The organism is Paenibacillus senegalimassiliensis (assembly GCF_001486585.1).
GTDB classification, from domain to species: Bacteria; Bacillota; Bacilli; order Paenibacillales; family Paenibacillaceae; genus Fontibacillus; species Fontibacillus senegalimassiliensis.
The window spans coordinates 199,578-218,466 of record NZ_LN909046.1 but is presented as its reverse complement, the minus strand read 5'-3'; the positions used below and the strand labels follow the sequence as shown (position 1 = coordinate 218,466).

The following is an 18,889-nucleotide window of genomic DNA, read 5'->3' as shown; positions in this document are numbered from 1 at the left end:
ACTCAAAAAAAGTACCCCTTACGCATCATAGTCGACGACATAATTTTGCAGTTCCGTGTTGTAGTAACCAATGCTGTATTCGACGACCTGCCCTTGCGCATCCCGAGAGTAGCGGGACCTCTTCAGAACAGGAGTTGCATCTGAAAGGCATAAAATCTGCTTCACCTTATCAGGCGGTATGGATACAGCAAATTCATCGCGCAGCTTCTCCGGAGAAATTCCCTGCTCCTCCAGCAGCTCATATAACGACGACTCGCGCACATCGCTCAGCTCCCACTCTTTTCCAGCCAGGATCACGTAATGATCATAATAAATGTATGGGGCATCGCCAAGATAATAAACCCGTTCCAGCTTCATACAGCGATCTCCAAATAGCTGATGGGCCTCGGAGCCTTCTTCCGTCCAAACGACCGTGGCACTTAGCCATTCCTTCCGAATACGGTGGCCATCCTCAACCAGAATTTCGGTAAAATGCTTCCACTTGGACCATTTGGAGGCGGCTTTATTGCGGATGACCTTGGTTCCCTTACCGCTGCCCTTCTCCAGAAGCCCCTCTTGAACGAGCTCCTGAATCGCGCCGCGAACCGTAATCTTGCTCACCTTGAACTCCTGCTCCAGTTGGGGCTCCGAAGGAATGTTGGTACCTAACGGGTACACGCCGTACAAAATCCGTTCCTTCAAAATGCTCTTAATCTGCAAATACAACGGTCTATCTTTGCGGGATAAACTCACGATCCTGCTCCCTACCTTTCCACATCACCGGCAGAGGTCTGCTCCATCGTCCGTACGATTTCAGCCTCCGTTGCCATAGGCGTATCCCCAGGCACCGTATGTGCGAGCATCCCCGCAGCAGCCGCAAACCGCACCGTCCGTTCCGGTGCAAAGCCCTCCAACTCTCCATGGATAATTCCGCTAGCAAAAGCGTCTCCTGCCCCTATTCTATCATAGACAGAAAAGGTTAAGCGTTCCGAGAAGGCCCACAATCCGTCCTTGTAAAGAAATCCGCGCAGTGAATGAGTGTTGTCTCCATTAATTTCACGGTGTGTTCCGGCAATCGCAGTAATATTATATTTCTTGGCAACCGCAGGAATCAGTTCCTTAAGCTGCTGCTCACGTTCATGATGCTCCGTAGGCATGCCCAGGGTAAATAACGCATCCTTCTCGTTCATCAGTACAATGTCGGCCAAATGGAGCATTTCTTCCATATGAGGTCTGGCCTTCGTATACCCGCCCTCTCCCCACAGAGACGGACGGTAATTGCAATCAAAGATGACTTTCCCGCCCTGCTGCTTGACCTGCTTCGCAAGAGCCTTCATCTGTGCGCGCACACTGTCATTCATCGCCAGTGTAATACCGCAGAAGTGAACAGCCGCCAGCCCAGAGGCTATTTGCTCGAAATTGTAAGCCTCCGCCGGTGCTGTATTAAAGCTGCTCTCCAGGCGGTTGGTATAAGTGACGCGGCTGGCCCGTACTCCAAAGCCGTTCTCCAGGAAATACATGCCCAGATATTTGCCACCGCTGGCAATACGGTCCGTAGCAATGCCCAGCTTGCGCAAGTAGGTTGCGGCCGCGGCCCCGAGCGGGGTATCCGGCAAGCGGGTAATCAATGCCGCCGCATGTCCATAACGCGACAAGGCTGACACGACGTTGACCCCCGAGCCGGAAAAGGAATATTTTAGCGTATCCGCCTGTGCCAGCGTTTCATATCCCGGCACCTGCATCCGCATCATCACTTCGCCAAATGCCGCAATCTGCTTAGGCATAATAATCCGCCAGCTTCTTCATAATTTTGGTCAGCAACACTACATCCTCGGTACGGGTTTTGCCTGTACTCGAATCAATAATCGAAGTGTACACATGTGGAATCACTTGCGGAACTCCCGCTTCCAAGGCAATGCGCAGCACAGCTTCGAAATTATCGAGATCAATGCCACCGGTTGGCTCCAGGGCAAAATCAGCTTTGGCACAAGCGGCTGCTACGGCACGCAACTCATCTTCACGGCTAAGGCCTTTCATCGGGAAATACTTCAAGGCATTCCCGCCCATGTCGCGAACAAGCGCAATCGCTGCTTCAACAGGAACGATGGCTTTCTGCTCTTCTGCCGCACTTACAGGGCCTGTCGAGATATTTACATAACCAACCTGTCCAGTCGGGGACACCAAGCTGTTAATCCAGCTATCCTTCGCTCCAAGGTTGGCGCGGGTCGCACCCACAGCCGGGAAGACCTGGTTAATGTGGCTGCCTGGATAGTGCTTGGCAATCTCCGCCACCACGGCTGCTTGACGGTTATCTCCCGCACCCAGTCCGATGGATACCGCATCATCAATCTCCTGACCATAAGCCTTCATTGCTGTTACCGCTTCTTCAACGGTAGCATAGTCCTTGGACAGCACGCCGACCAGTACATATCCTTCTGCTGCTTCAAAGACTTCCTTGGCATTGGCAATATCCTTGGCCAATACATTCAGGGCAACCCGTTTCTTGTAAAATCTCTTTGCGATTTGCGACATATTAGTTTCCTCCTGCGAGTTCTCGTATTTTTGCAGCAATAACCTCGATATCATCGCCCAGCAGTGGACGCGGATCGATATCGAAGAAGCCCTGTCTCACACCATAATCACGTGTATAAATAGCAATGTCCCCATTTTGCAGCGCATGGACCATCTCCTTGGCATTCATGCCCGCCTGCTCGGCATTCACCTGTATCCGTGCCCGGTAAATGGCGCGGCCCGCTTCATCCTGCACGATGGATACCTTGATGCCCGGAAGCTCGCCCAGCGGCACCAGAACATCCTGCAGCGCTGCCTTCTCCCTTGCGCTGTTATCCTGCTTCACAGCGTACTCGTCTAAGGCCTGCAGCAGACCGAAGGAGGTCTCCTTCCCGACCTTCATACTGCGTCCGATCCCATGAAGCTGTACCTTCACCCATTCGACCTGCTCGCGCTTCCCGGCCACGATCCCCGAGGTCGGACCTTCAATCGCCTTCGAGCCGCTGTAAATGGCCAGATCGGAATATTTGACATACTTCTGCAAGTCCTCTTCGGCGGCAGCATCCACAATCATCGGAATCTGATTGCGCTGTGCTACCTCCCAAGCTTCTTCCACAGAAATCATGTTCTTCTGTACGGCATGATGAGACTTAACGTACAAGATCGCTGCTGTTTTACTTCCGATTGCATCCTCAATATGCTCGGCTCGACCTTCATTGGCATACCCGACTTCAACCAACTTCCCGCCGCCAAGATAGACCATTGTCTCAATCGGTGCACCATATTGCACATTATGACCCTTCAAGATAATAATTTCATTCTGCTCTATGACTTCCTGATGAAGGCGCAGACTTCTTCTACGCTCCCCCTTGGTCACGATGGCCGCAACCGACAGGGCGATACCGCTGGAAGCCGAGTTCACAATCACTGCCGCTTCCGAGCCGGTATGCTTGGCCACATAATCCCCGGCCTTATCGACCAGGTCAGCGATTTCCACATAGCTCTGTCCACCTTGCTTCATCGCATCCATGACGCTGTCGCTTGGTGCGGACACTCCCAAGATGCTCATTCGCCCACTGGCATTGATGACCCGCTTAAGCCCGTACTTCGCATTCAATGAATTTCCCATGAACAATCACTCCTTTGGCTTCTATGCAGCGGTCTGCAGTCCGCTTCTCTCCTTCGGAATCCACTAGCTCGGTGGCCTGCTCCTTGACGGCAAACAGTGTCAAATTCGCAGGGTCACCGATCTGAATCCGGCCTAATTCTTCCTTGCCCAGCCAGCTTGCCGCACGCGAGGTCACCGCAGCGATCACCTCTTCCAGCGAATAGCCAAGATACAGGAACTTGCTGAGTACGCTTGACATGCTGTATACCGGACCGTTCATCCGGTTGCCCCGATAAATATCAGTGCTGATCGTATCGGGGTGTATCCCATGCCCCTTGGCAGCCTCTGCCACGCGGAAGGAAAAGCTCGCCGTTCCGTGGCCCACATCCAGATGAACGCCCCGGCTTATGGCTTCGGTCAACACTTGCAGCGGCTCACCTGAACCGTCGAACAGATTATTAACTTTTCCGTTGAGATAATGGGTGATTACGTCCTTGCGCTCTAATAGCGGAATGACGTCCCGAATATCCGGCGGCGCCGAACCAATATGAACCATTAAGGGCAGCCCCGTCTCTTCCGAAAGTCCCCGTGCTATTCTGAGCGGCTCTGTTCCGTTCCCCTTCACCACGCTTTGGCTAATTCTTGCCTTCAGTCCAATGATGGAATCACGGTGATTTGAGATCGCACGCTTCACTTCTTCCCGGTCAATCCACGACAGCTCGGACAGTTCATCGATACGTTTAAGACCAATACGGGAGATATTCAAAAAGGCCAGCAAATTCGTATCTGCTTGCTTCCCGCTGGCTACCAGATCACCGATCCGGTCCGCGCCGCAGCTTCCCGCATCCACAATGGTAGCTACGCCTTGCTTGACACCGATTTCATCAATTTCATCGCCATAGGGATCAAACTCCGGAAAGGCATGGACATGCATATCGATCCACCCGCTGGACACGTAAGCAGGCTGAGCATTTCCATCCCACTTCACTTCCCCTTGCGCTTGCCCGGCACCGGTAATCTGCACAATTTTGCCGTCTTCCACCACAATGTCGATTTCTTCTCCGCTTACCCGCTGGAGCCGACGAAGAACGTATCTTTCTTCCATTTTAGGTTCGCCTCTTTTTTGGATATAAAGCTGTATTTGTTGAATCGAGTTCAGCATAACATGATTAAACGCCAGAGTAAATATAACGTTATAATGTTTTAGGGGTAAAAATTTGCACTGAACAGAGATCAATAGGAGCCACGCGCAAAAACCAGCTAACGCCTGATAGGCATTAGCTGGTTACGTATTCCCCTTGTCCCCTTTATGGATAGAAGATCCCCGTCGCCTCTTCACTGATTTCCCATAGCCGATCACATTGAGCTTTATTCACTGCTCTGGATGGCATTTTTACTTCCGCAGGCGCTCCAGTTAAGCCAAACAACCCGGAGGGTGCCCAAAAAGAGCCGTTGGCCGCCTCAGGATCACAAGCTGCGCGAAGAATGGGGAGAGCGCCTTGGGATGGGGGATGGGAGGTTAAGGGAGTTAATATCCGCCGGAAGAAGAAGCCTCCATTCTGCTGCAAATTTGTCGGAGAGCCGCCAGGGTGTGCAGCAACCGCGATCGTACCGGAACCCATAACCTTTAACCGATTAGCGAGCCCGTGGGTAAACATCAGGTTGGCAAGCTTGCTCTGTCCATAGGCGAGCATTTTGATATAACGTCGACGTTCATAATTAAGATCGTTCAAGTTAATTGATCCTGCCACGCCAGCCAAGCTCGACATGGAGGCAATGCGTGAGCCGGGCGTTTGCAATAAGAGTGGGAGCAGTTGACCTGTTAGGGCAAAATGACCCAAATGGTTTGTTCCAAACTGAAGCTCAAAACCCTGTTTGGTGTGGGAAAATGGGGGAATCATTACACCGGCGTTATTGATAAGCAAATCAAGACGCTTAAAATTCCGTTGAACTTCTTGTGCACATTTGGCTACAGAATTCAGATCAGCTAAATCCAGCATAACCAAAGATAGCTTTGCGCCAGGAGCTTGCTGGGCGATCGCTTTCAAAGCCGCATTCATCTTTTTGCTGTCACGACCTGCCAGGATGACCTCTGCTCCCTTTTGGGCCATCATAAGCGCTTCCTGATATCCCAGCCCGGAATTGGCTCCCGTAATCAGAACGACCCGCCCGTTTTGGCCGGGAATGTGATCATATGTCCATGTTCTCTTCCCCATAATCTTCTCCTTATTCAAATTTAATGAATTTAAGTTATGTACAATTGTATACCGGGCGGGAAAGGATTCAATTCTTAAAAAGACAGATTACGTGCATTATTGCACGAATGCTTTGAAATTGTGTAATGCATTAGGGACAATTCCTCGCATCGGCAAGTACATTTAACAATTGATCCAGTTCACGAGATTTTTCAAGCACTCTTTTATCCTGCAATCCATACAACTGAGCCAGTTTGTTTAATTCGGTCCGCACTAGTTCAATCTTTTGTTGTATTACTTTTTGCCTTCTCAAAGTCTTCGTCCCCTCTTATGTAATCGCCTCTTGGCTCTTTATAAAGACCAGAAGCATGCCGAAATAGTCCTTAAAAGGACTATTATAATTGAAAAAGAGATGTTATAAACACCTCCACCCCTTTGCAACCTTTGTCTACACTTAAATATTAGAAGGCGCCTGGAGGTCAAAATGAAGAGTTTAAAGCTAGAAACGACAACGATTATAGGTAAAAAAATTCGTTACTACCGCACCCTACGCAACCTGACTCAAGATGAGTTAGCAGAGAGAATTGGCAGTACCGGTTCTTACATTGGCCGAATTGAACGTGGTGAACAAAACGTTAAGTTAGCAACTATTGAAAAAATTGCAACGGCATTAGACCTGAATGTCTTTGTCCTATTGAACCAAGATATAGAGCCACTGCAAGAATATCCATGGATTCAAAAAATCATTGGACTGTTGTCTGAGCAATCTGAGTATAACCAGCAAAAAGCTTTTCATATTTTGAAAGAGGTTTTTACAAATAGAGTCGAATAGCTCTCTTGGTAATATTTTAGGGGTAATTTCCAAAAAATCCAGTGGAAGAATTAAGGCAATATCAAGTTACAACAAAAAAAGGGGCTGTCCGAAAAGTCAGTAAGCATTGACCCTCAGGCTGCCCCATTTTTCATGAGTTGGAAGTTTTGTTAAAAAGCATACAAAAAAATCGCCTTTTCTTGGTAAAATGGAGTCACCACAACAACCATTTAGAAAGGGCGATTTTTTGCGTAATCTAACGACTACTACTGAAGAGTATATCATGCAGGAGCTCCTTCCACTAGAGGGAATTGAAGAAACACAGGCTGCCAAGCGCCAACTTGCTCCTACCTTCAAACCCTACGACAATAAGCAAGCTCACATGATTCTGGATCTGGAAATGTTCATTCCCCCGCATCATATTGCCCGAGTCTTTGATGAAATGATCGAGGCCATTCCCGATTCACAGCTGTTTGCACATTACACTGGTGGTGGCCGCAGTGCCTACCATCCCAAAATGATGCTCAAGGCGATTTTGTATGGCTATTCGCAAAAAGTTTACTCTTGCCGCGGCATTGAAAAGCTACTGCGTGAAAACCTTCCGGCCATGTGGCTCACCGCCATGCAGCAGCCGGACTTCCGTACGCTCAATGAATTTCGCGGTGTACGGATGAAGGCCCTGATGGATGAGTTGTTTGAATCGATGATTCACCGGCTAATGGCCGAGAACTACATCACGATGGACAACTACTTTCTGGATGGGACCAAGATTGAAGCCGATGCCAACAAGTATTCGTTTGTGTGGAAAAAATCCACCCTGCGCTTCGAGGAAAAGCTCCAGGAAAAGGTACAGGCGACCTTGGCGCATATCCATGAGCTGACCGCTCAGGAGGCCAACGAATATAGGCCAGCCGAAGCCGAAGAACTGCCTGCCAGGCTGGAGGAAACAGCGGCCGTACTGGAAGAAAAGGTAGAAGCTTTTACGGAGCAGTTGGCCCAAACCCGTGATGCCCAAACCCGAAAAGCCTTGCGAAAAGAGCGCAGCCGCTGGAAGCAGCCGCTGAAGCAAATCCGGGAAGACTTTCTGCCTCGCCTCGCCAAGTATGCGCAGCAGAAGGTTCTCTTTGGCGATCGCAATAGCTACTCCAAAACTGATCCCGACGCTACGTTCATGCGGATGAAGGAAGATCATATGAAAAATGGCCAGTTAAAGCCTGGTTACAATGTGCAAATGGCCACGGAGAACCAATTTATCCTATTTTACAGCTTACATCAGCGTCCCACCGACACGCGCTGCTTCACCCCACACCTGAAGCAATTAGCGGCGACGGGCTTACCGATGCCTAAAACGGTCGTAGCCGATGCAGGCTATGGCAGTGAAGAAAACTACTTGTACGCCTTAGGGGAAGAAAAAGCACCGCGTTTTGATTTCCTCATCCCGTATGGAAGTTACTTGAAAGAGAAAACAAGACGTTACCAAAAGGACATTCGGCATGCTTCCAACTGGCCATACGAGGAACGGGATGATCGTTTCATCTGCCCGAATGGCCGCTATGTATGCTTTAAGAAATACCAGACGAAGAAAAACAAATCCGGTTTGGAGCAAAGCTTCAAGATTTATGAGTGTGAAGATTGCAGCAACTGCCCGTTGAAGCCTAGCTGTACGAAAGCAAAGGGAAACCGCCAGGTGCACTGGAACACGATTTGGGAAGAATTGAAAGCCAAAGCCAAACGAGCCCTTGAGGATGACGAGAAATCCGTAATTTATGCTCGGCGAAAAGTCGAGGTAGAGAGCGTATTTGGTCACATCAAGGGCAATCGGTCGTTCCGTCGGTTCTCGCTACGGGGGTTAGACAAAGTACATACCGAGTTCGGGATTGTGGCAATGGCTCACAACCTGCTGAAAGTGGCGAGCATCCGCCTCGCTGCTTTTTTGAATAAGACTGCAAAAAAAATGGTGAACGAGAAAATATCTTTTTCCTCGTTCACCATTTTTTTGTTTGGGGACTTATTGGACAGCCCCTTCTAAGCGTCACACTTCATAGTTCCCCTTTATTTCTGCTTCGTCGTTCCATTGCGATTGTTGCCTAATTCAAACAGCCCCGTAGCGGATAACCCCGCTAAGCCCCCCGCCCACAAGCGCAGAACGAGTTCCATTTCTGTAAACGGATAAGCCGCCGCACCCACCAGCACGCCGATGAGTACACCAATAAACGGAATCCAGTTCTTCGGCAGATTGACCGTCGTCTTGACGAGTTGAACCAAAGCCAATACAAAGACCGATAAGACCGAGGCAAAGGCCAGTACATTGGTTAAAATCTCATTTTGCATCAGGTGTTCCTCCTTTCTTACTCCTCGGGAATGCCTGCCGCGCGGCGCAAATAATTGGCCAGATTATTAAAATGCTGCGCCCGCTCCCGATTGCCCTCGTCCCTCGCCTTAAACCACGCGGGAGATAACCAGCGAAAGATAATCTCCTGGGCATTACTCTTTGGAAGAGGGATAAGCGGACCCGCTGAAGATGCGGAAGAGAGGGGAATCCCGGCAGCCACCCGCAGATTATTAGCCAAATTGTGAAAATGCGTCATCCCCACGCGGTCATTTTTCTTCTGCGAAACAAACCAGGCCGGAGATACATAGTTATCAATCAGTGCTTGTGCGATGGAGGCCGGTAGAGGTGCTTGCGAAGTCCCCGCCCCGGGAAGCGGTACGGAAGGCCGCTCGGTGGCACGCATTTCCGCAGCAACATCATCCAGCAGATTTTTTAGCGTCTTCCCTTCGGTGGCCAAGGCCTGATCGGGATCACTTCTTCGCGCAGGGTCTAACTGACGATGCGAGGGAATGAAAGTATAGGGATTCTTGCTCCATTTGTGGCAGCAATAGGCCAAATACCAGACATACCGCTTGTACGCCTCCGTAAAGTTTATGCGCCCGCCGTAACATAATTCCACACCCAGCGCCACATCGTTGGCATCGTAGCCAAACCGCTCGTTATCCGTTCTCACGTCATACCGTACATGCCAGGCCTTTTCGGCTGCGTCAGCCCCCGTTCCCGTCGGGATAATCTCCAGAATACGAGTTCCATCAATAAAAACATGAGCGGAGGCCGCCCGGTCCCGCTGTGTATTGAAGTAGTTGTAATGATTATCCGCGGTAGCTCCGGGATTGCCGGTGTCATGGGCTACAAAGAAAGCGGGTGTCCCCGTCGATAGCCGAGTGCCCGGCCGCACATTAGACCTCTTGTTGATATACCGCCGTTCAATCTGATACTTTTTGATATCCATCTGTATGCTCACCCCTTTCATCTATATTATTCTTCCAATCGATCAATTCGCTTGTGCGCTTGCTTGGTGGATTCCTCCACCCGTGTGAGCCGCTCGGAGAACGCTTCGAACCGCTGACCTTGCAGCTTCTGTTCGACCTTCATATCATCCACGCCACGCTTGATATATTCGACGTCTGCGCGTTGCACAGCTTCGGCTTCGGCCGTCTCCTCGGCCTCCTGCCGCACCGCCTTGGCGCGCCCCGCCCACCCCAACGCCACACCGCTAATCGCCGCCACCACCGACGTCGCCGCCGTAATGATCGTTATGTCCATCTGTTCACCTGCTTTCGGGGAAATAAATAGCCCCGGAAGCCGGGGCGTAAAAAATACGCCTTGCGGCGCTGTCTGTTAATATTCTGATGTATCGTTGATAATTTCAGTGATTACTACCTTGAGATTGAAGAGTTCCGGAACTTGCTCCAGCGTGTATGCCCCTGCTTTGACCAGGCTAAACCATACCTTGACCAGTCCACTGTCTTTGGTGTACGTCATTGCGCTCCTCCGCTCATAACGGCGGCAATTGTCATTGTCAGGTCGGCTATGGCCTGCTTATTCTCGGCATCAGCCTGACGTAGTTCAGCATTTTCGCGCAACATATTAGCAACTAGCGGGGTTTGCCTAACCGCAGAATATGATATACATTCGTCATCCTCATCCACTTTGTTGACGACAATATAGTGCTTAAGCTCATCACCTTCAGTAAACTTTCCGACATTTTTGATCACTTTAAAAGCGGGATTGTAATCAATTATTTCTGTGGATGACACTTGCATTACTTCGCCATTTTCATTAATTAATGCATAGTTCATTTTCTTCCTCCTTTAATCACCTGGTAACATAACAATCATGGTTAAACCAACTGCGAAATTTAGATCATTGGTTGAATTTCCCAACATCTTTATATGATATTGCCCAGATAAAGATGACGTATCTAAAATTAAATATTCGTGACCAACATCCTTACCATCATCGGAAACGCCACTATACCTAAGGGTTCCAGTTACACCAGTAAACGAAGTTACTAATTTTTGTTGGGGTGTGCATGTACCGACATACAATTCTGCTGTGCCAACCCTATTATAATTTGCAACTAGTCTGGAAATATTAAGCAAAACTATAATGTATTTAATATTATCAAAATTGATGGTCAGATCAGTCACAACCGATGCATGGATATCTCCCTGCCCCCAAGTGAAAATCAAGGTGTCAGGCGAATTTGTATTAACAGCGCCGCCACCTAGGACACCAGGAATAAATTTATAGATGTCAACAACGTTATTATAACCTTTATACCATCTCGGTATATATCTATCTAACCCTGTTTTTAAAGCATCCATCTTACCTATCAAGGCTTCCCAATTTTCCGAAGTGGTTGCCGGAACCCCCTTGGCAACAAGCGCGGCAACCATATCCGCTTTTCGCTCATTGCCAGACGTAAAAGCCTCGTTAATAGCGGCAACCAGATTAGATTTAGCTGTTGTTTGTAAATTGGACAGTGTCCCCACTTCACTTTTCATAGCCAATTTGGCAGCTTCTGCCGAATCCATTTCTTGCAGCGTAATTCCGTCAGCCATATTTTCCACCTCATTTTATTATGTGTAGTCCGTAAACCAACAACACTTAGGGAGCATTAATATCATTGTCAACCCTTCTATTTATAAGCATATACCACGACTTGGTACTTATAGCCTACCGAATTATTTTCCAAAGTCTGTGTATCAGGTTTGTACCAGATGCTACCATAGCTTCGCTGCCATGTCCCTTGTGTATCTTTGCAACTTGCAATAACATATATAGGTTCATTAGTTTCCGTTCCCAGCGTGTAAAAAGTAATGACGGCGGAAGGCTCGTAACCTAAGTTTAAGGATAAGGAAGAGTTTGTGGGTACCGTGCCGAAAGATTTATACGTAATTTGTCTAGCTTCAAGCGCCCCCATCACCCCAAACAAATCCACCCCACTCCGGATATTCTGAGGAACCAAATCCGCATCCCCCAGCACCGTAATCGGGCTGCTATAATACCCCGCTGCCTTGGTCTGGTTGGACGGACCCGGTGTTACTGTGCCACCTGCTCCACGGCTGGGCATTGTACCCGTGAATGGCCCGCCCGCATTCGATGCCGTCTTACCCGCCAGCACATCAGCCGGTGTGGCATTCCCCGTGGCCCGGATGACCGTGGACATCTTGCTAATCAGTGTATCCCAGCTATCAGCCATGGACGCCGTTACTCCCAAGGCAATGAGGGCGTCCACGACTTCTTGCTTACGCTCATTGCCAGCTTGAAAAACCTCGTCAAGCTGTGTTTGCAATCCACTCACACGGTTAACTGGCACGCTGTCCACTGCCAATACGGCTCCGTTAATTGCTCCGTCAGAACCGATGGGTACATTTTTGAGAACGACCATTGTAACTTTTGAACCTGTTTTAATACCAGCTAACAGATTTAGCCTAGCCCGTTGAGTGACTTGTCCCGCTCCATTACGAACGGTGTTTGTTACGGTGTAGCGAGTTGGATCAAGGGTGGCCCGGTTAATAGAAACTAATAATGTGTCCGTATCTGCATCAAACACATCCAGCGGAATCTCAAAAACGCTTTGCCCGTCCGTTGTAGCCGTCACTAATAACGGATAGCTGACCAATTTTGGAATACCGGTTTCAGTAACGAGATTAATTTGCTGATCAGTGTAGGACTTTGCCTGAAGTGCTACTTCTTTAACCGCCTTCGGCGTAGCCGCCCTGTCCTCAGCCTCACTATTTACAGCACTGGAAAGCTGTACCTTCCCCTTCACATCCAGGGAGGCATCAGGAATATCGATTCCCCCCATGGCTTCATCAATCTTATCCCAGTTGTCGTTCATCATCGTTTGGATATTAAATGTGTCATTTCCATCGGTTACAGGGTCTTTCTTATGCAAATTAAGATTGGGAGTTTGACTAGCCAACCGGATCACCTCCTGCAAATTTGTTTAATGGAATTTGTTCCAACTCCTGAATCGTCAATACTTCATGAATATCTCGAATAAGCATATAGTTAAATTCAAAGTTAGCCTTCAAGTGCGCTGGCTTCACTTCTTCAATGGCTGCCTTCAGATCCTCCAGATTAGGTGGCGTGCCCAAGGTGTCGATAAACTTAACGGTAAAACTCCACTCCTGAGGCTGAAAAGTAACTTCAACCTTCCCTCCGTCATAAGCCTCCGCCACACTCTTCACCAGTTGCCCCGAGAACTTTCCGCTGCCGCGTAGCCGGGATTCTACCACCGCCCGCCTTTGCTCCAAAGGTTTGCTCAGGTCGGTCTCAATACCGAGCTCGCTTTCCCAGCGGTCCAGCCCCCAGGTCGCTGTTCGGACAAAAAACTGCTGCAACGTCTCATCAAGCGCCGTAAACAACAGGTCAAGCTCCGCTCCCTTGGCATTCATGTCCGCCCGCATCACTCGCGAGCCTTCATAATAGGCCGGCAGGTAGGTCAACATTTCACGGCCTCTCGGACTGGTCATTCCCGCTTCATTCATAAGCATCTACCGAACCTAGCACAGCCACTTGGCCTGTGTAGATCTCCAGATTTGTATCGGCATTGCCGTTCACGGTCAGGTCCGAATAGTCGATGATCGGCGGAATATCGAGCAGGATGGCTGCGATGCGAGTGAAGCGTACCAAGGGATCGGCAAAAGCAAGCTGCTTCAAATAAGCACGCACCCCATTCTCTATTCTCGCCTTCACTTCAGCCATCGTGACCCCACTCGCCAGCGTCAGCCTCACACGAATTTCAATAGGCACCTCTTCGGCAGGCATAACCGTAACAATCGCCCCAGCCGGAGCCATGCCTTCCCCTTGCCCGTCCATCGTTGGATCAATGTAAGCCTGAGCCGAATCCACAATCTCCTCACTGGCCGCACGCTTATCGACATCCAGTAGATAAATGCCCACAGTTCCGGGGCCTTGCCATAAAGGCTCTACTTGCGCTCCGCCTACCCCAGGCACTTCACCCGCCCATTTCAGATAATGGGCTTTATTGCCACTGGTGCCCTGATTCCTTACCTGGGAATAAAAGCGTTCCACCAGCAGTTCATCGGACTCTGTATCCGATCCGCCCCGCGTTTCTTCGGGGTTCATTACGGCTCTCACCCCGCTAACGGGCTCAGCCAACACCGTGATGACCCCTGCAGGAACTACACCAGCCCGCCCGGGCACCATGGCCCGAATTGAAACCTGGCCTTCTCCTTGCTCATCCAGCGTAATCGCAGCCGTCGTCACAAATTCCACGGACGCTTCTGCGGAAAATTCATCCGCCGGAGTGGCGACTAACGTGCCTGCCGGAATCAACTTGCCCGGCTCACCGATGAATCGTACAACTCCGGTAGCTGCTACGGCCTCACGCCGAGTCACCCCATGCTCAGCAACCCTTAGATCGAGATATTCCCCGAAGGTTGTCCCGGCAAAGCCGCGCTCCAGCACCTGCTGCGCCCATATCGCTGCTTCCGCCAGCATAAAGGCCGTCGGCGCCTCTGCATCCCAAATAAAAGAACCCTCGGATTTATCAATGTCCGAAGGCACTCGGTCCAGCATCCGCTGCATGATTCGCGCTTCCGTCTGGTCCTGTAAATAAAGCGGGATTTCCGCCATCATCCTGCACTCCCTTCCAGCCTGATTTCTTCGTCACGACTATTTTTCACCCGGCAGGTGAACCTACAACCATCCTCCTGCCAGACAAAAGTAAACCCGTCCACACTCAAGGTGCGAGGGTCTGTCAGCAGCGTTTCCTCGGTCATCCGGCGTATTTCACTTTCCTGTACGGCCCGGCTATAGCCTTGACCAATCAGGTCCTCGAACTCCTGCCCATACGTGCGAGAGTAAATGACATGCCGATAACGCGGTGTACGAATAGCCTTCTCGCACCACATTTTCCATGCGGCGATCTCATCCGCTATGGCTATTTTTCCGGTGGGAGTCACCACAAACTCACCAGCCGTAAAATCATAACGCCAGCTCCGTCCAAACTTGACTTCATCAAGGGTAGCTTCTGAGATGTTTTGCTCCGTATTTTCCCAGGCATCAGCTACAGACTCTGGAAAAAGATTAGCCATTTCCACTCACCACCCTGCATAATACGATCGCGTCGTTCCCACCGTTTAACGGCAGCGCGAGCACGCGGTCTCCCGGCTTATAGGCCAGCGCCAGCACCGCATCCTTGGTTTCAGATGCTTCATAGGAGAAGCTCCCTTGACCTGTGACGCTGCCCCCGTCGCTATCCTTAAGTCCGCTCACGCTGCCGTGGAGCGCAAGCTGCGGAAGTCTCAACGTTCCCGGTAATTCAGCCACAAAATAGTCCGGAATCTCATGCTTGAAGCCATCCAGCTTCAGGCCTGTGGACGTAATCCGTCCCAATTCTGCCGATACTCCGCTTAACACCTCTGCCGCTTTTTTTGCCGCGTTCTCTCGCAGCGATACGGCCAACGCCGCAAATGGATCAATACTCAAGGAAATACCTCCTTTTTAAATCCTCTGCCGTGGCCAGTTCCAGCATCATATGCCCCGGCTCGCCCAATTCATGAGACACCGAGGTCGCAATCAGATTCATTCCGTTAAAAGAAACCCGATCCCCTGCCCGCACCGTATTCAGGTCCAGGCAAGTGACGCTATAGCTATGCCCCTGTCCATTCAGCATGGACTCGGCGTATTTCTTCGCCGCCGCAGCCGTCTTGACGTTCTCATCCTGCATAATCCGTTGCAGCACCCCGTATTTGCCGGTCTCGCCACTGGCAACGGCCAGTACCTTGGACAGCGCCTGTTCGCTTCGCGCCTCCGTGCCGATGACCTTCACCTGTGTCACGGCCCCCTCCAGAGTGCGGTTTTGCGTGGCTTCCTCCAGTGCTTCCAGCCGCCAAACCACCTCATTGCCCCCTACGGGAGCAAGGGTCAAGCCCGACGGTGTCATCCGCGGAATATACATCTCGCCCCCAGCCTTCACCGTCTCCTTCAAGTCCGACATCATCATGTTATAAATGGTTTGCGGACGGTAGATGGACTTCTTCAGCTTGGTTTTCGTATCAGGTACCTTGTCCAGCTTGATATTCCAATCGGCAGCATACTTTCGCAAGCGTTCCGAGGCCGTTCCACCCGCCGGAAAAAGACGCTCATCCTCCGACTTGGCGAGGTAAATGGTACGGTCGTAAACGGTCACCGTCATATGCTTGGCCTGCTTGACTGTACTGGAGCATTCCCATACCACGCCCGGATGGAGCAGCGGAACCATTCCCTTGCTAGTACCGCTGGGTTCCCCTCCATTTGCAGCATAAGGAACTCCGCTTATCCGAATCTCCTGTCCAGGCTCAATCCCCGGAAAAGAAGCCGGAATTGTCAATTGAATCGTGCCTTGATACGAAATCTGGTCCAGTGAATCCTTCAGCGAAATGCTCTCTACCAGCTCTCGCAAATAATATTTATTTTGCAGCACCACTTCATAACTCATTGCGGCATCACCAGCTTCTGACCTGGCTTAATGCGGTTCGGGTCCTTCCCGATGGTCTGCTGATTGGCGCTGTAGATTTGCCGCCATTTTGCGCTATCCCCAAGCTCCAGCTTGGCAATTTTCGATAACGAATCTCCCGCTTTGACCACATAGGTCTTGGAAGGCTGCTTCGTATCAGGTCGGTTGGGCTTGCCCGCCGCCGCTCCGGATGCTGATGCTGCTGCACTTGTATGCACCTTCATCTCCCGCCAGCTTCGCGCGGTCAAATCAAAATAAACCTCCCCTGGCTCACCGCCCCTAAAGCTGCTGCCATGTGCAGCCAGCGTCACCAGCACATTCACTGCCGTGCCCGAAATAATCAGCCGCACCGGGGATTTGCTGTTCATCAGCGTCGTTAGGTGGTTCATCGCCTCCTGGGGATCGGGGAGATTTTCATAGTTGCAGTAGCCCGGATCATACGCCACAGGAAAAAAAGAAGAGAAGGCAATTTCCTTCACCTTCTCTCCACCCGAAACATCGTACTCGCCAAGCGACAAAATGCTTACAGTCTCCAGCCCCTTGCTGCGGGAGATCGTGATCTCATCCGGATTAACGGGAAAATAAAAATCATTGCCCGCCCCGTCGATCAAATGTATCTCTGTTGTACTCATCGCCAGACCTCCCTCCTACTTCACATTTTGCATGGCCATCCGCATGGCGTCGGCCAGTTTTATCCCCATCTTTTCCGCCAGTTCCTTATAGTTAATCTCGTCCTTGTTCACCGTCAGACTGAGTGCGCCGGGGGAGATAGTGACGTTGATTGGGTTTGGAGGAGGAAAAGTGGGGGCCGGTTTATACGTTGTTGTCCCTCCATATCCAGGGATCTTCTCCCTCACGGACTCAGGCAACTCGTAATAATCCGAAATCGGTGTCCCCATAACCTTAGGAACAGGCGGCTCTGATGGAGCCGTAATTCCTTGCACGCTGGATGGAATAACTCGGGTAGAAAATTCTCGAGTTTTTTTATTAGGTGCTATATCTAATTCACCATTTACAAGGTCATATAGCAGTCCCCCAAAATAGTCACCTGCATACCCACCTAGGACTCCGCCGACAGTTCCACCAATAACAGCACCCAAGGCAGTACCTTGAGGCCCTGTTGCTGAAAGCACCGTTGCTAATCCCAGCCCAAGATAGCTACCAGCTACGGCAGAAAAAACAGCAGAAGTTACTTTTTGTGTCTTCTCTCTTGGTGTATCAGCAGAAGCGAAATCAATAGCATCAAAAAGCAAACCTGCAGGTCCACCTACTTTACTCAACACAGGTTTAGCTTTCCCCAGTAATTTCCCACCCTTTGATCCCCATTTTGTAAGAGAATCCATTACAGATTCACCTGATTTTGGTTCAAACCGCGCACTTATTTCAGGCCACTTCTTATGCCACAACTCCTTCAGTTTTCCTCCCCATTCTGAAAACTTATCATTAGAATAATCTTTAGATCGATCTTTCAGATATTCTTCGCCAACGTCTCCAATGAAAGATAAAGGAGTTATTTCCTCGGGAGAAGTCGATCCAAAACTTCCTCTCGAACTACTTGGACTATATAGCCTGTTTTCACTGGAATACATCTCAGTTGGTGATAGTACCTCTTTTAAGAAGTCTTCCCCTGTATAGTTTCCGTCCTTGCCAAATTCAGGTATCCGTTTTTTGTTTAGAATACTATCACTAGCATTCAAACTTTTCTTATTAGGTTTGCTTTCCCACTCAAAAGCTTGTTTTGCAAACTCTCTCATACCATCCCCCAGCGCTTGACTAATAGAAGATGAGATGCGCTGGAGCGTCGCTTTTCCGTCAGAGCTCATCCATGCTGTGAAGGAGTCTCCCACCGCTACTTCCCAATCGACTCCTGCCACGGAAACGCGCCAAGGCGTACCTGTCAGGGAAGCCAGCGATCCACGAAGCTCGCGAACGGAATTTATCGCTTGATTTGCACCTAGTCGGACTACAGGCATAGCCTGAGTTTGATTTAGTCTTTTTAAAGAGTCACTGATTTTGCCAGCGGCTGAACTGAAACGATCAACCAGGGTAATGGTCGGATTCATTCGAGTTTTGCCCAATAATACGGCTCGTCGACGCGTTTGCTCCAACAGCCGATCCAACCCGCGAAGCTTCTTCTCCGTCCGGTCGATATCCGTGCTATTGATCTGTATATCAAGCTCATTGCTCTGATTTTCTGCCATAAGTTGCGATTACCTCCTTTCTCTACTTAAATGGATTGCAGTAGCTTCTACATGATCTATAATTAAATGCAGGTAGTCCAAGTTGACCGATGAAGCTGCCTCATACGTTGATTTAGCTGGAAAAACTCATGTTAATTCCGTGTATTTCCAGCCGTAGAGCAACTTAACTGGAAAAGCTCCAGCTAATTTTGACCATTCAGGCCAAAAACAACGATTTCCAAAATATTAACAGGAGGAATTCCAGTTAATTACCCATAATCCACCAAATTCGGTGA

23 protein-coding genes are annotated in these 18,889 nt (G+C 49.9%); 2 read left to right on the top strand and 21 right to left on the bottom strand.

Translation table 11 applies throughout. From position 1 onward, the window contains the following. Window positions 1–18: 18 nt before the first annotated feature. From BN3279_RS15050 to BN3279_RS23460, 7 genes are all read right to left on the bottom strand, one after another. Window positions 19–732, bottom strand: a complete 714-nt coding sequence (locus BN3279_RS15050; RefSeq protein WP_059052001.1) for a GntR family transcriptional regulator — start codon at window positions 730–732, stop codon at window positions 19–21. Between the two features lie 11 nt (window positions 733–743). Further along, window positions 744–1,763, bottom strand: coding sequence for a sugar kinase (locus BN3279_RS15045; RefSeq protein WP_059052000.1), 1,020 nt, complete (start codon window positions 1,761–1,763; stop codon window positions 744–746). Then, window positions 1,756–2,511, bottom strand: coding sequence for a 2-dehydro-3-deoxy-phosphogluconate aldolase (gene dagF / locus BN3279_RS15040; RefSeq protein WP_059051999.1), 756 nt, complete (start codon window positions 2,509–2,511; stop codon window positions 1,756–1,758). The genes BN3279_RS15045 and dagF overlap by 8 nt, the downstream gene beginning before the upstream one ends. A gap of 1 nt (window position 2,512) precedes the next feature. Continuing rightward, the gene (locus BN3279_RS15035) at window positions 2,513–3,619 is read right to left on the bottom strand and encodes a DgaE family pyridoxal phosphate-dependent ammonia lyase (protein ID WP_059051998.1); all 1,107 of its coding nucleotides are present in this window, start codon (window positions 3,617–3,619) and stop codon (window positions 2,513–2,515) included. Next, window positions 3,585–4,703 carry an amidohydrolase/deacetylase family metallohydrolase gene (locus tag BN3279_RS15030; RefSeq protein WP_059051997.1) on the bottom strand — a complete coding sequence of 373 codons (1,119 nt, stop codon included), beginning with the start codon at window positions 4,701–4,703 and terminating at the stop codon, window positions 3,585–3,587. The genes BN3279_RS15035 and BN3279_RS15030 overlap by 35 nt, the downstream gene beginning before the upstream one ends. A 202-nt stretch (window positions 4,704–4,905) precedes the next feature. Continuing rightward, on the bottom strand, window positions 4,906–5,814 hold the full coding sequence (locus BN3279_RS15025; protein WP_059051996.1) for an oxidoreductase: 909 nt from the start codon (window positions 5,812–5,814) through the stop codon (window positions 4,906–4,908). Between the two features lie 130 nt (window positions 5,815–5,944). After that, window positions 5,945–6,106: an aspartyl-phosphate phosphatase Spo0E family protein gene (locus tag BN3279_RS23460; protein ID WP_082673095.1), complete on the bottom strand. Its 162-nt coding sequence runs from the start codon at window positions 6,104–6,106 to the stop codon at window positions 5,945–5,947. A gap of 171 nt (window positions 6,107–6,277) precedes the next feature. Here BN3279_RS23460 and BN3279_RS15020 point away from each other — a divergent pair, with 171 nt between their 5' ends. Both BN3279_RS15020 and BN3279_RS15015 read left to right on the top strand, forming a co-directional pair. After that, window positions 6,278–6,625, top strand: a complete 348-nt coding sequence (locus tag BN3279_RS15020; RefSeq protein WP_059051995.1) for a helix-turn-helix domain-containing protein — start codon at window positions 6,278–6,280, stop codon at window positions 6,623–6,625. Window positions 6,626–6,812: 187 nt separating this feature from the next. Further along, the gene (locus BN3279_RS15015) at window positions 6,813–8,633 is read left to right on the top strand and encodes an IS1182 family transposase (protein WP_082673094.1); all 1,821 of its coding nucleotides are present in this window, start codon (window positions 6,813–6,815) and stop codon (window positions 8,631–8,633) included. A gap of 23 nt (window positions 8,634–8,656) precedes the next feature. On the opposite strand, the gene BN3279_RS15010 is transcribed toward BN3279_RS15015, so the two are convergent. The 14 genes from BN3279_RS15010 to BN3279_RS14950 all read right to left on the bottom strand — a co-directional run bounded on the left by BN3279_RS15010 (window position 8,657) and on the right by BN3279_RS14950 (window position 18,614). After that, complete coding sequence (locus BN3279_RS15010; protein WP_059051993.1) at window positions 8,657–8,935, bottom strand: holin; 279 nt, start codon at window positions 8,933–8,935, stop codon at window positions 8,657–8,659. Between the two features lie 17 nt (window positions 8,936–8,952). Next, window positions 8,953–9,888, bottom strand: a complete 936-nt coding sequence (locus BN3279_RS15005; RefSeq protein ID WP_232436865.1) for a peptidoglycan recognition protein family protein — start codon at window positions 9,886–9,888, stop codon at window positions 8,953–8,955. Between the two features lie 26 nt (window positions 9,889–9,914). Next, window positions 9,915–10,202 (bottom strand): hypothetical protein, encoded by a 288-nt coding sequence (locus BN3279_RS15000; RefSeq protein ID WP_059051991.1) that lies wholly within the window; start codon window positions 10,200–10,202, stop codon window positions 9,915–9,917. Between the two features lie 75 nt (window positions 10,203–10,277). Then, complete coding sequence (locus tag BN3279_RS24035) at window positions 10,278–10,421, bottom strand: CD1375 family protein (protein WP_187377803.1); 144 nt, start codon at window positions 10,419–10,421, stop codon at window positions 10,278–10,280. Beyond that, window positions 10,418–10,738 (bottom strand): hypothetical protein, encoded by a 321-nt coding sequence (locus tag BN3279_RS14995; protein WP_059051990.1) that lies wholly within the window; start codon window positions 10,736–10,738, stop codon window positions 10,418–10,420. The genes BN3279_RS24035 and BN3279_RS14995 overlap by 4 nt, the downstream gene beginning before the upstream one ends. Before the next feature lie 12 nt (window positions 10,739–10,750). Beyond that, a complete protein-coding gene (locus tag BN3279_RS14990) occupies window positions 10,751–11,503 on the bottom strand; it encodes a hypothetical protein (RefSeq protein ID WP_059051989.1) in 753 nt (250 codons plus the stop codon). A gap of 77 nt (window positions 11,504–11,580) precedes the next feature. After that, window positions 11,581–12,870 carry a tail fiber protein gene (locus tag BN3279_RS14985; protein WP_059051988.1) on the bottom strand — a complete coding sequence of 430 codons (1,290 nt, stop codon included), beginning with the start codon at window positions 12,868–12,870 and terminating at the stop codon, window positions 11,581–11,583. Beyond that, window positions 12,863–13,438: a YmfQ family protein gene (locus BN3279_RS14980; protein ID WP_059051987.1), complete on the bottom strand. Its 576-nt coding sequence runs from the start codon at window positions 13,436–13,438 to the stop codon at window positions 12,863–12,865. The genes BN3279_RS14985 and BN3279_RS14980 overlap by 8 nt, the downstream gene beginning before the upstream one ends. Continuing rightward, entirely contained in the window at window positions 13,431–14,549 is a 1,119-nt protein-coding gene (locus tag BN3279_RS14975; protein ID WP_059051986.1) for a baseplate J/gp47 family protein, read from the bottom strand. Before BN3279_RS14975 ends, BN3279_RS14980 begins: the two co-directional genes overlap by 8 nt. After that, on the bottom strand, window positions 14,549–15,010 hold the full coding sequence (locus tag BN3279_RS14970) for a DUF2634 domain-containing protein (protein WP_059051985.1): 462 nt from the start codon (window positions 15,008–15,010) through the stop codon (window positions 14,549–14,551). The genes BN3279_RS14975 and BN3279_RS14970 overlap by 1 nt, the downstream gene beginning before the upstream one ends. Then, window positions 15,003–15,380 carry a hypothetical protein gene (locus tag BN3279_RS14965; RefSeq protein WP_392396884.1) on the bottom strand — a complete coding sequence of 126 codons (378 nt, stop codon included), beginning with the start codon at window positions 15,378–15,380 and terminating at the stop codon, window positions 15,003–15,005. Before BN3279_RS14965 ends, BN3279_RS14970 begins: the two co-directional genes overlap by 8 nt. Window positions 15,381–15,393: 13 nt before the next feature. After that, window positions 15,394–16,395 carry an XkdQ/YqbQ family protein gene (locus BN3279_RS14960; protein ID WP_059051983.1) on the bottom strand — a complete coding sequence of 334 codons (1,002 nt, stop codon included), beginning with the start codon at window positions 16,393–16,395 and terminating at the stop codon, window positions 15,394–15,396. Further along, window positions 16,392–17,045 carry a LysM peptidoglycan-binding domain-containing protein gene (locus tag BN3279_RS14955; RefSeq protein WP_059051982.1) on the bottom strand — a complete coding sequence of 218 codons (654 nt, stop codon included), beginning with the start codon at window positions 17,043–17,045 and terminating at the stop codon, window positions 16,392–16,394. Before BN3279_RS14955 ends, BN3279_RS14960 begins: the two co-directional genes overlap by 4 nt. A 15-nt stretch (window positions 17,046–17,060) precedes the next feature. Beyond that, window positions 17,061–18,614, bottom strand: a complete 1,554-nt coding sequence (locus BN3279_RS14950; RefSeq protein WP_059051981.1) for a hypothetical protein — start codon at window positions 18,612–18,614, stop codon at window positions 17,061–17,063. Between the last annotated feature and the right edge of the window lie 275 nt (window positions 18,615–18,889).

Coding starts and splice junctions, on each gene's coding strand:
- BN3279_RS14980 (WP_059051987.1), bottom strand. CDS start 13,438: ATGAATGAAGCGGGAATGACCAGTCCGAGAGGCCGTGAAATGTTGACC.
- BN3279_RS15030 (WP_059051997.1), bottom strand. CDS start 4,703: ATGGAAGAAAGATACGTTCTTCGTCGGCTCCAGCGGGTAAGCGGAGAA.
- BN3279_RS15000 (WP_059051991.1), bottom strand. CDS start 10,202: ATGGACATAACGATCATTACGGCGGCGACGTCGGTGGTGGCGGCGATT.
- BN3279_RS14995 (WP_059051990.1), bottom strand. CDS start 10,738: ATGAACTATGCATTAATTAATGAAAATGGCGAAGTAATGCAAGTGTCA.
- BN3279_RS14975 (WP_059051986.1), bottom strand. CDS start 14,549: ATGGCGGAAATCCCGCTTTATTTACAGGACCAGACGGAAGCGCGAATC.
- BN3279_RS15005 (WP_232436865.1), bottom strand. CDS start 9,888: ATGGATATCAAAAAGTATCAGATTGAACGGCGGTATATCAACAAGAGG.
- BN3279_RS14990 (WP_059051989.1), bottom strand. CDS start 11,503: ATGGCTGACGGAATTACGCTGCAAGAAATGGATTCGGCAGAAGCTGCC.
- BN3279_RS14970 (WP_059051985.1), bottom strand. CDS start 15,010: ATGGCTAATCTTTTTCCAGAGTCTGTAGCTGATGCCTGGGAAAATACG.
- dagF (WP_059051999.1), bottom strand. CDS start 2,511: ATGTCGCAAATCGCAAAGAGATTTTACAAGAAACGGGTTGCCCTGAAT.
- BN3279_RS24035 (WP_187377803.1), bottom strand. CDS start 10,421: ATGACGTACACCAAAGACAGTGGACTGGTCAAGGTATGGTTTAGCCTG.
- BN3279_RS14960 (WP_059051983.1), bottom strand. CDS start 16,395: ATGAGTTATGAAGTGGTGCTGCAAAATAAATATTATTTGCGAGAGCTG.
- BN3279_RS15035 (WP_059051998.1), bottom strand. CDS start 3,619: ATGGGAAATTCATTGAATGCGAAGTACGGGCTTAAGCGGGTCATCAAT.
- BN3279_RS15010 (WP_059051993.1), bottom strand. CDS start 8,935: ATGCAAAATGAGATTTTAACCAATGTACTGGCCTTTGCCTCGGTCTTA.
- BN3279_RS15045 (WP_059052000.1), bottom strand. CDS start 1,763: ATGCCTAAGCAGATTGCGGCATTTGGCGAAGTGATGATGCGGATGCAG.
- BN3279_RS14955 (WP_059051982.1), bottom strand. CDS start 17,045: ATGAGTACAACAGAGATACATTTGATCGACGGGGCGGGCAATGATTTT.
- BN3279_RS15025 (WP_059051996.1), bottom strand. CDS start 5,814: ATGGGGAAGAGAACATGGACATATGATCACATTCCCGGCCAAAACGGG.
- BN3279_RS15015 (WP_082673094.1), top strand. CDS start 6,813: ATGGAGTCACCACAACAACCATTTAGAAAGGGCGATTTTTTGCGTAAT.
- BN3279_RS14950 (WP_059051981.1), bottom strand. CDS start 18,614: ATGGCAGAAAATCAGAGCAATGAGCTTGATATACAGATCAATAGCACG.
- BN3279_RS15020 (WP_059051995.1), top strand. CDS start 6,278: ATGAAGAGTTTAAAGCTAGAAACGACAACGATTATAGGTAAAAAAATT.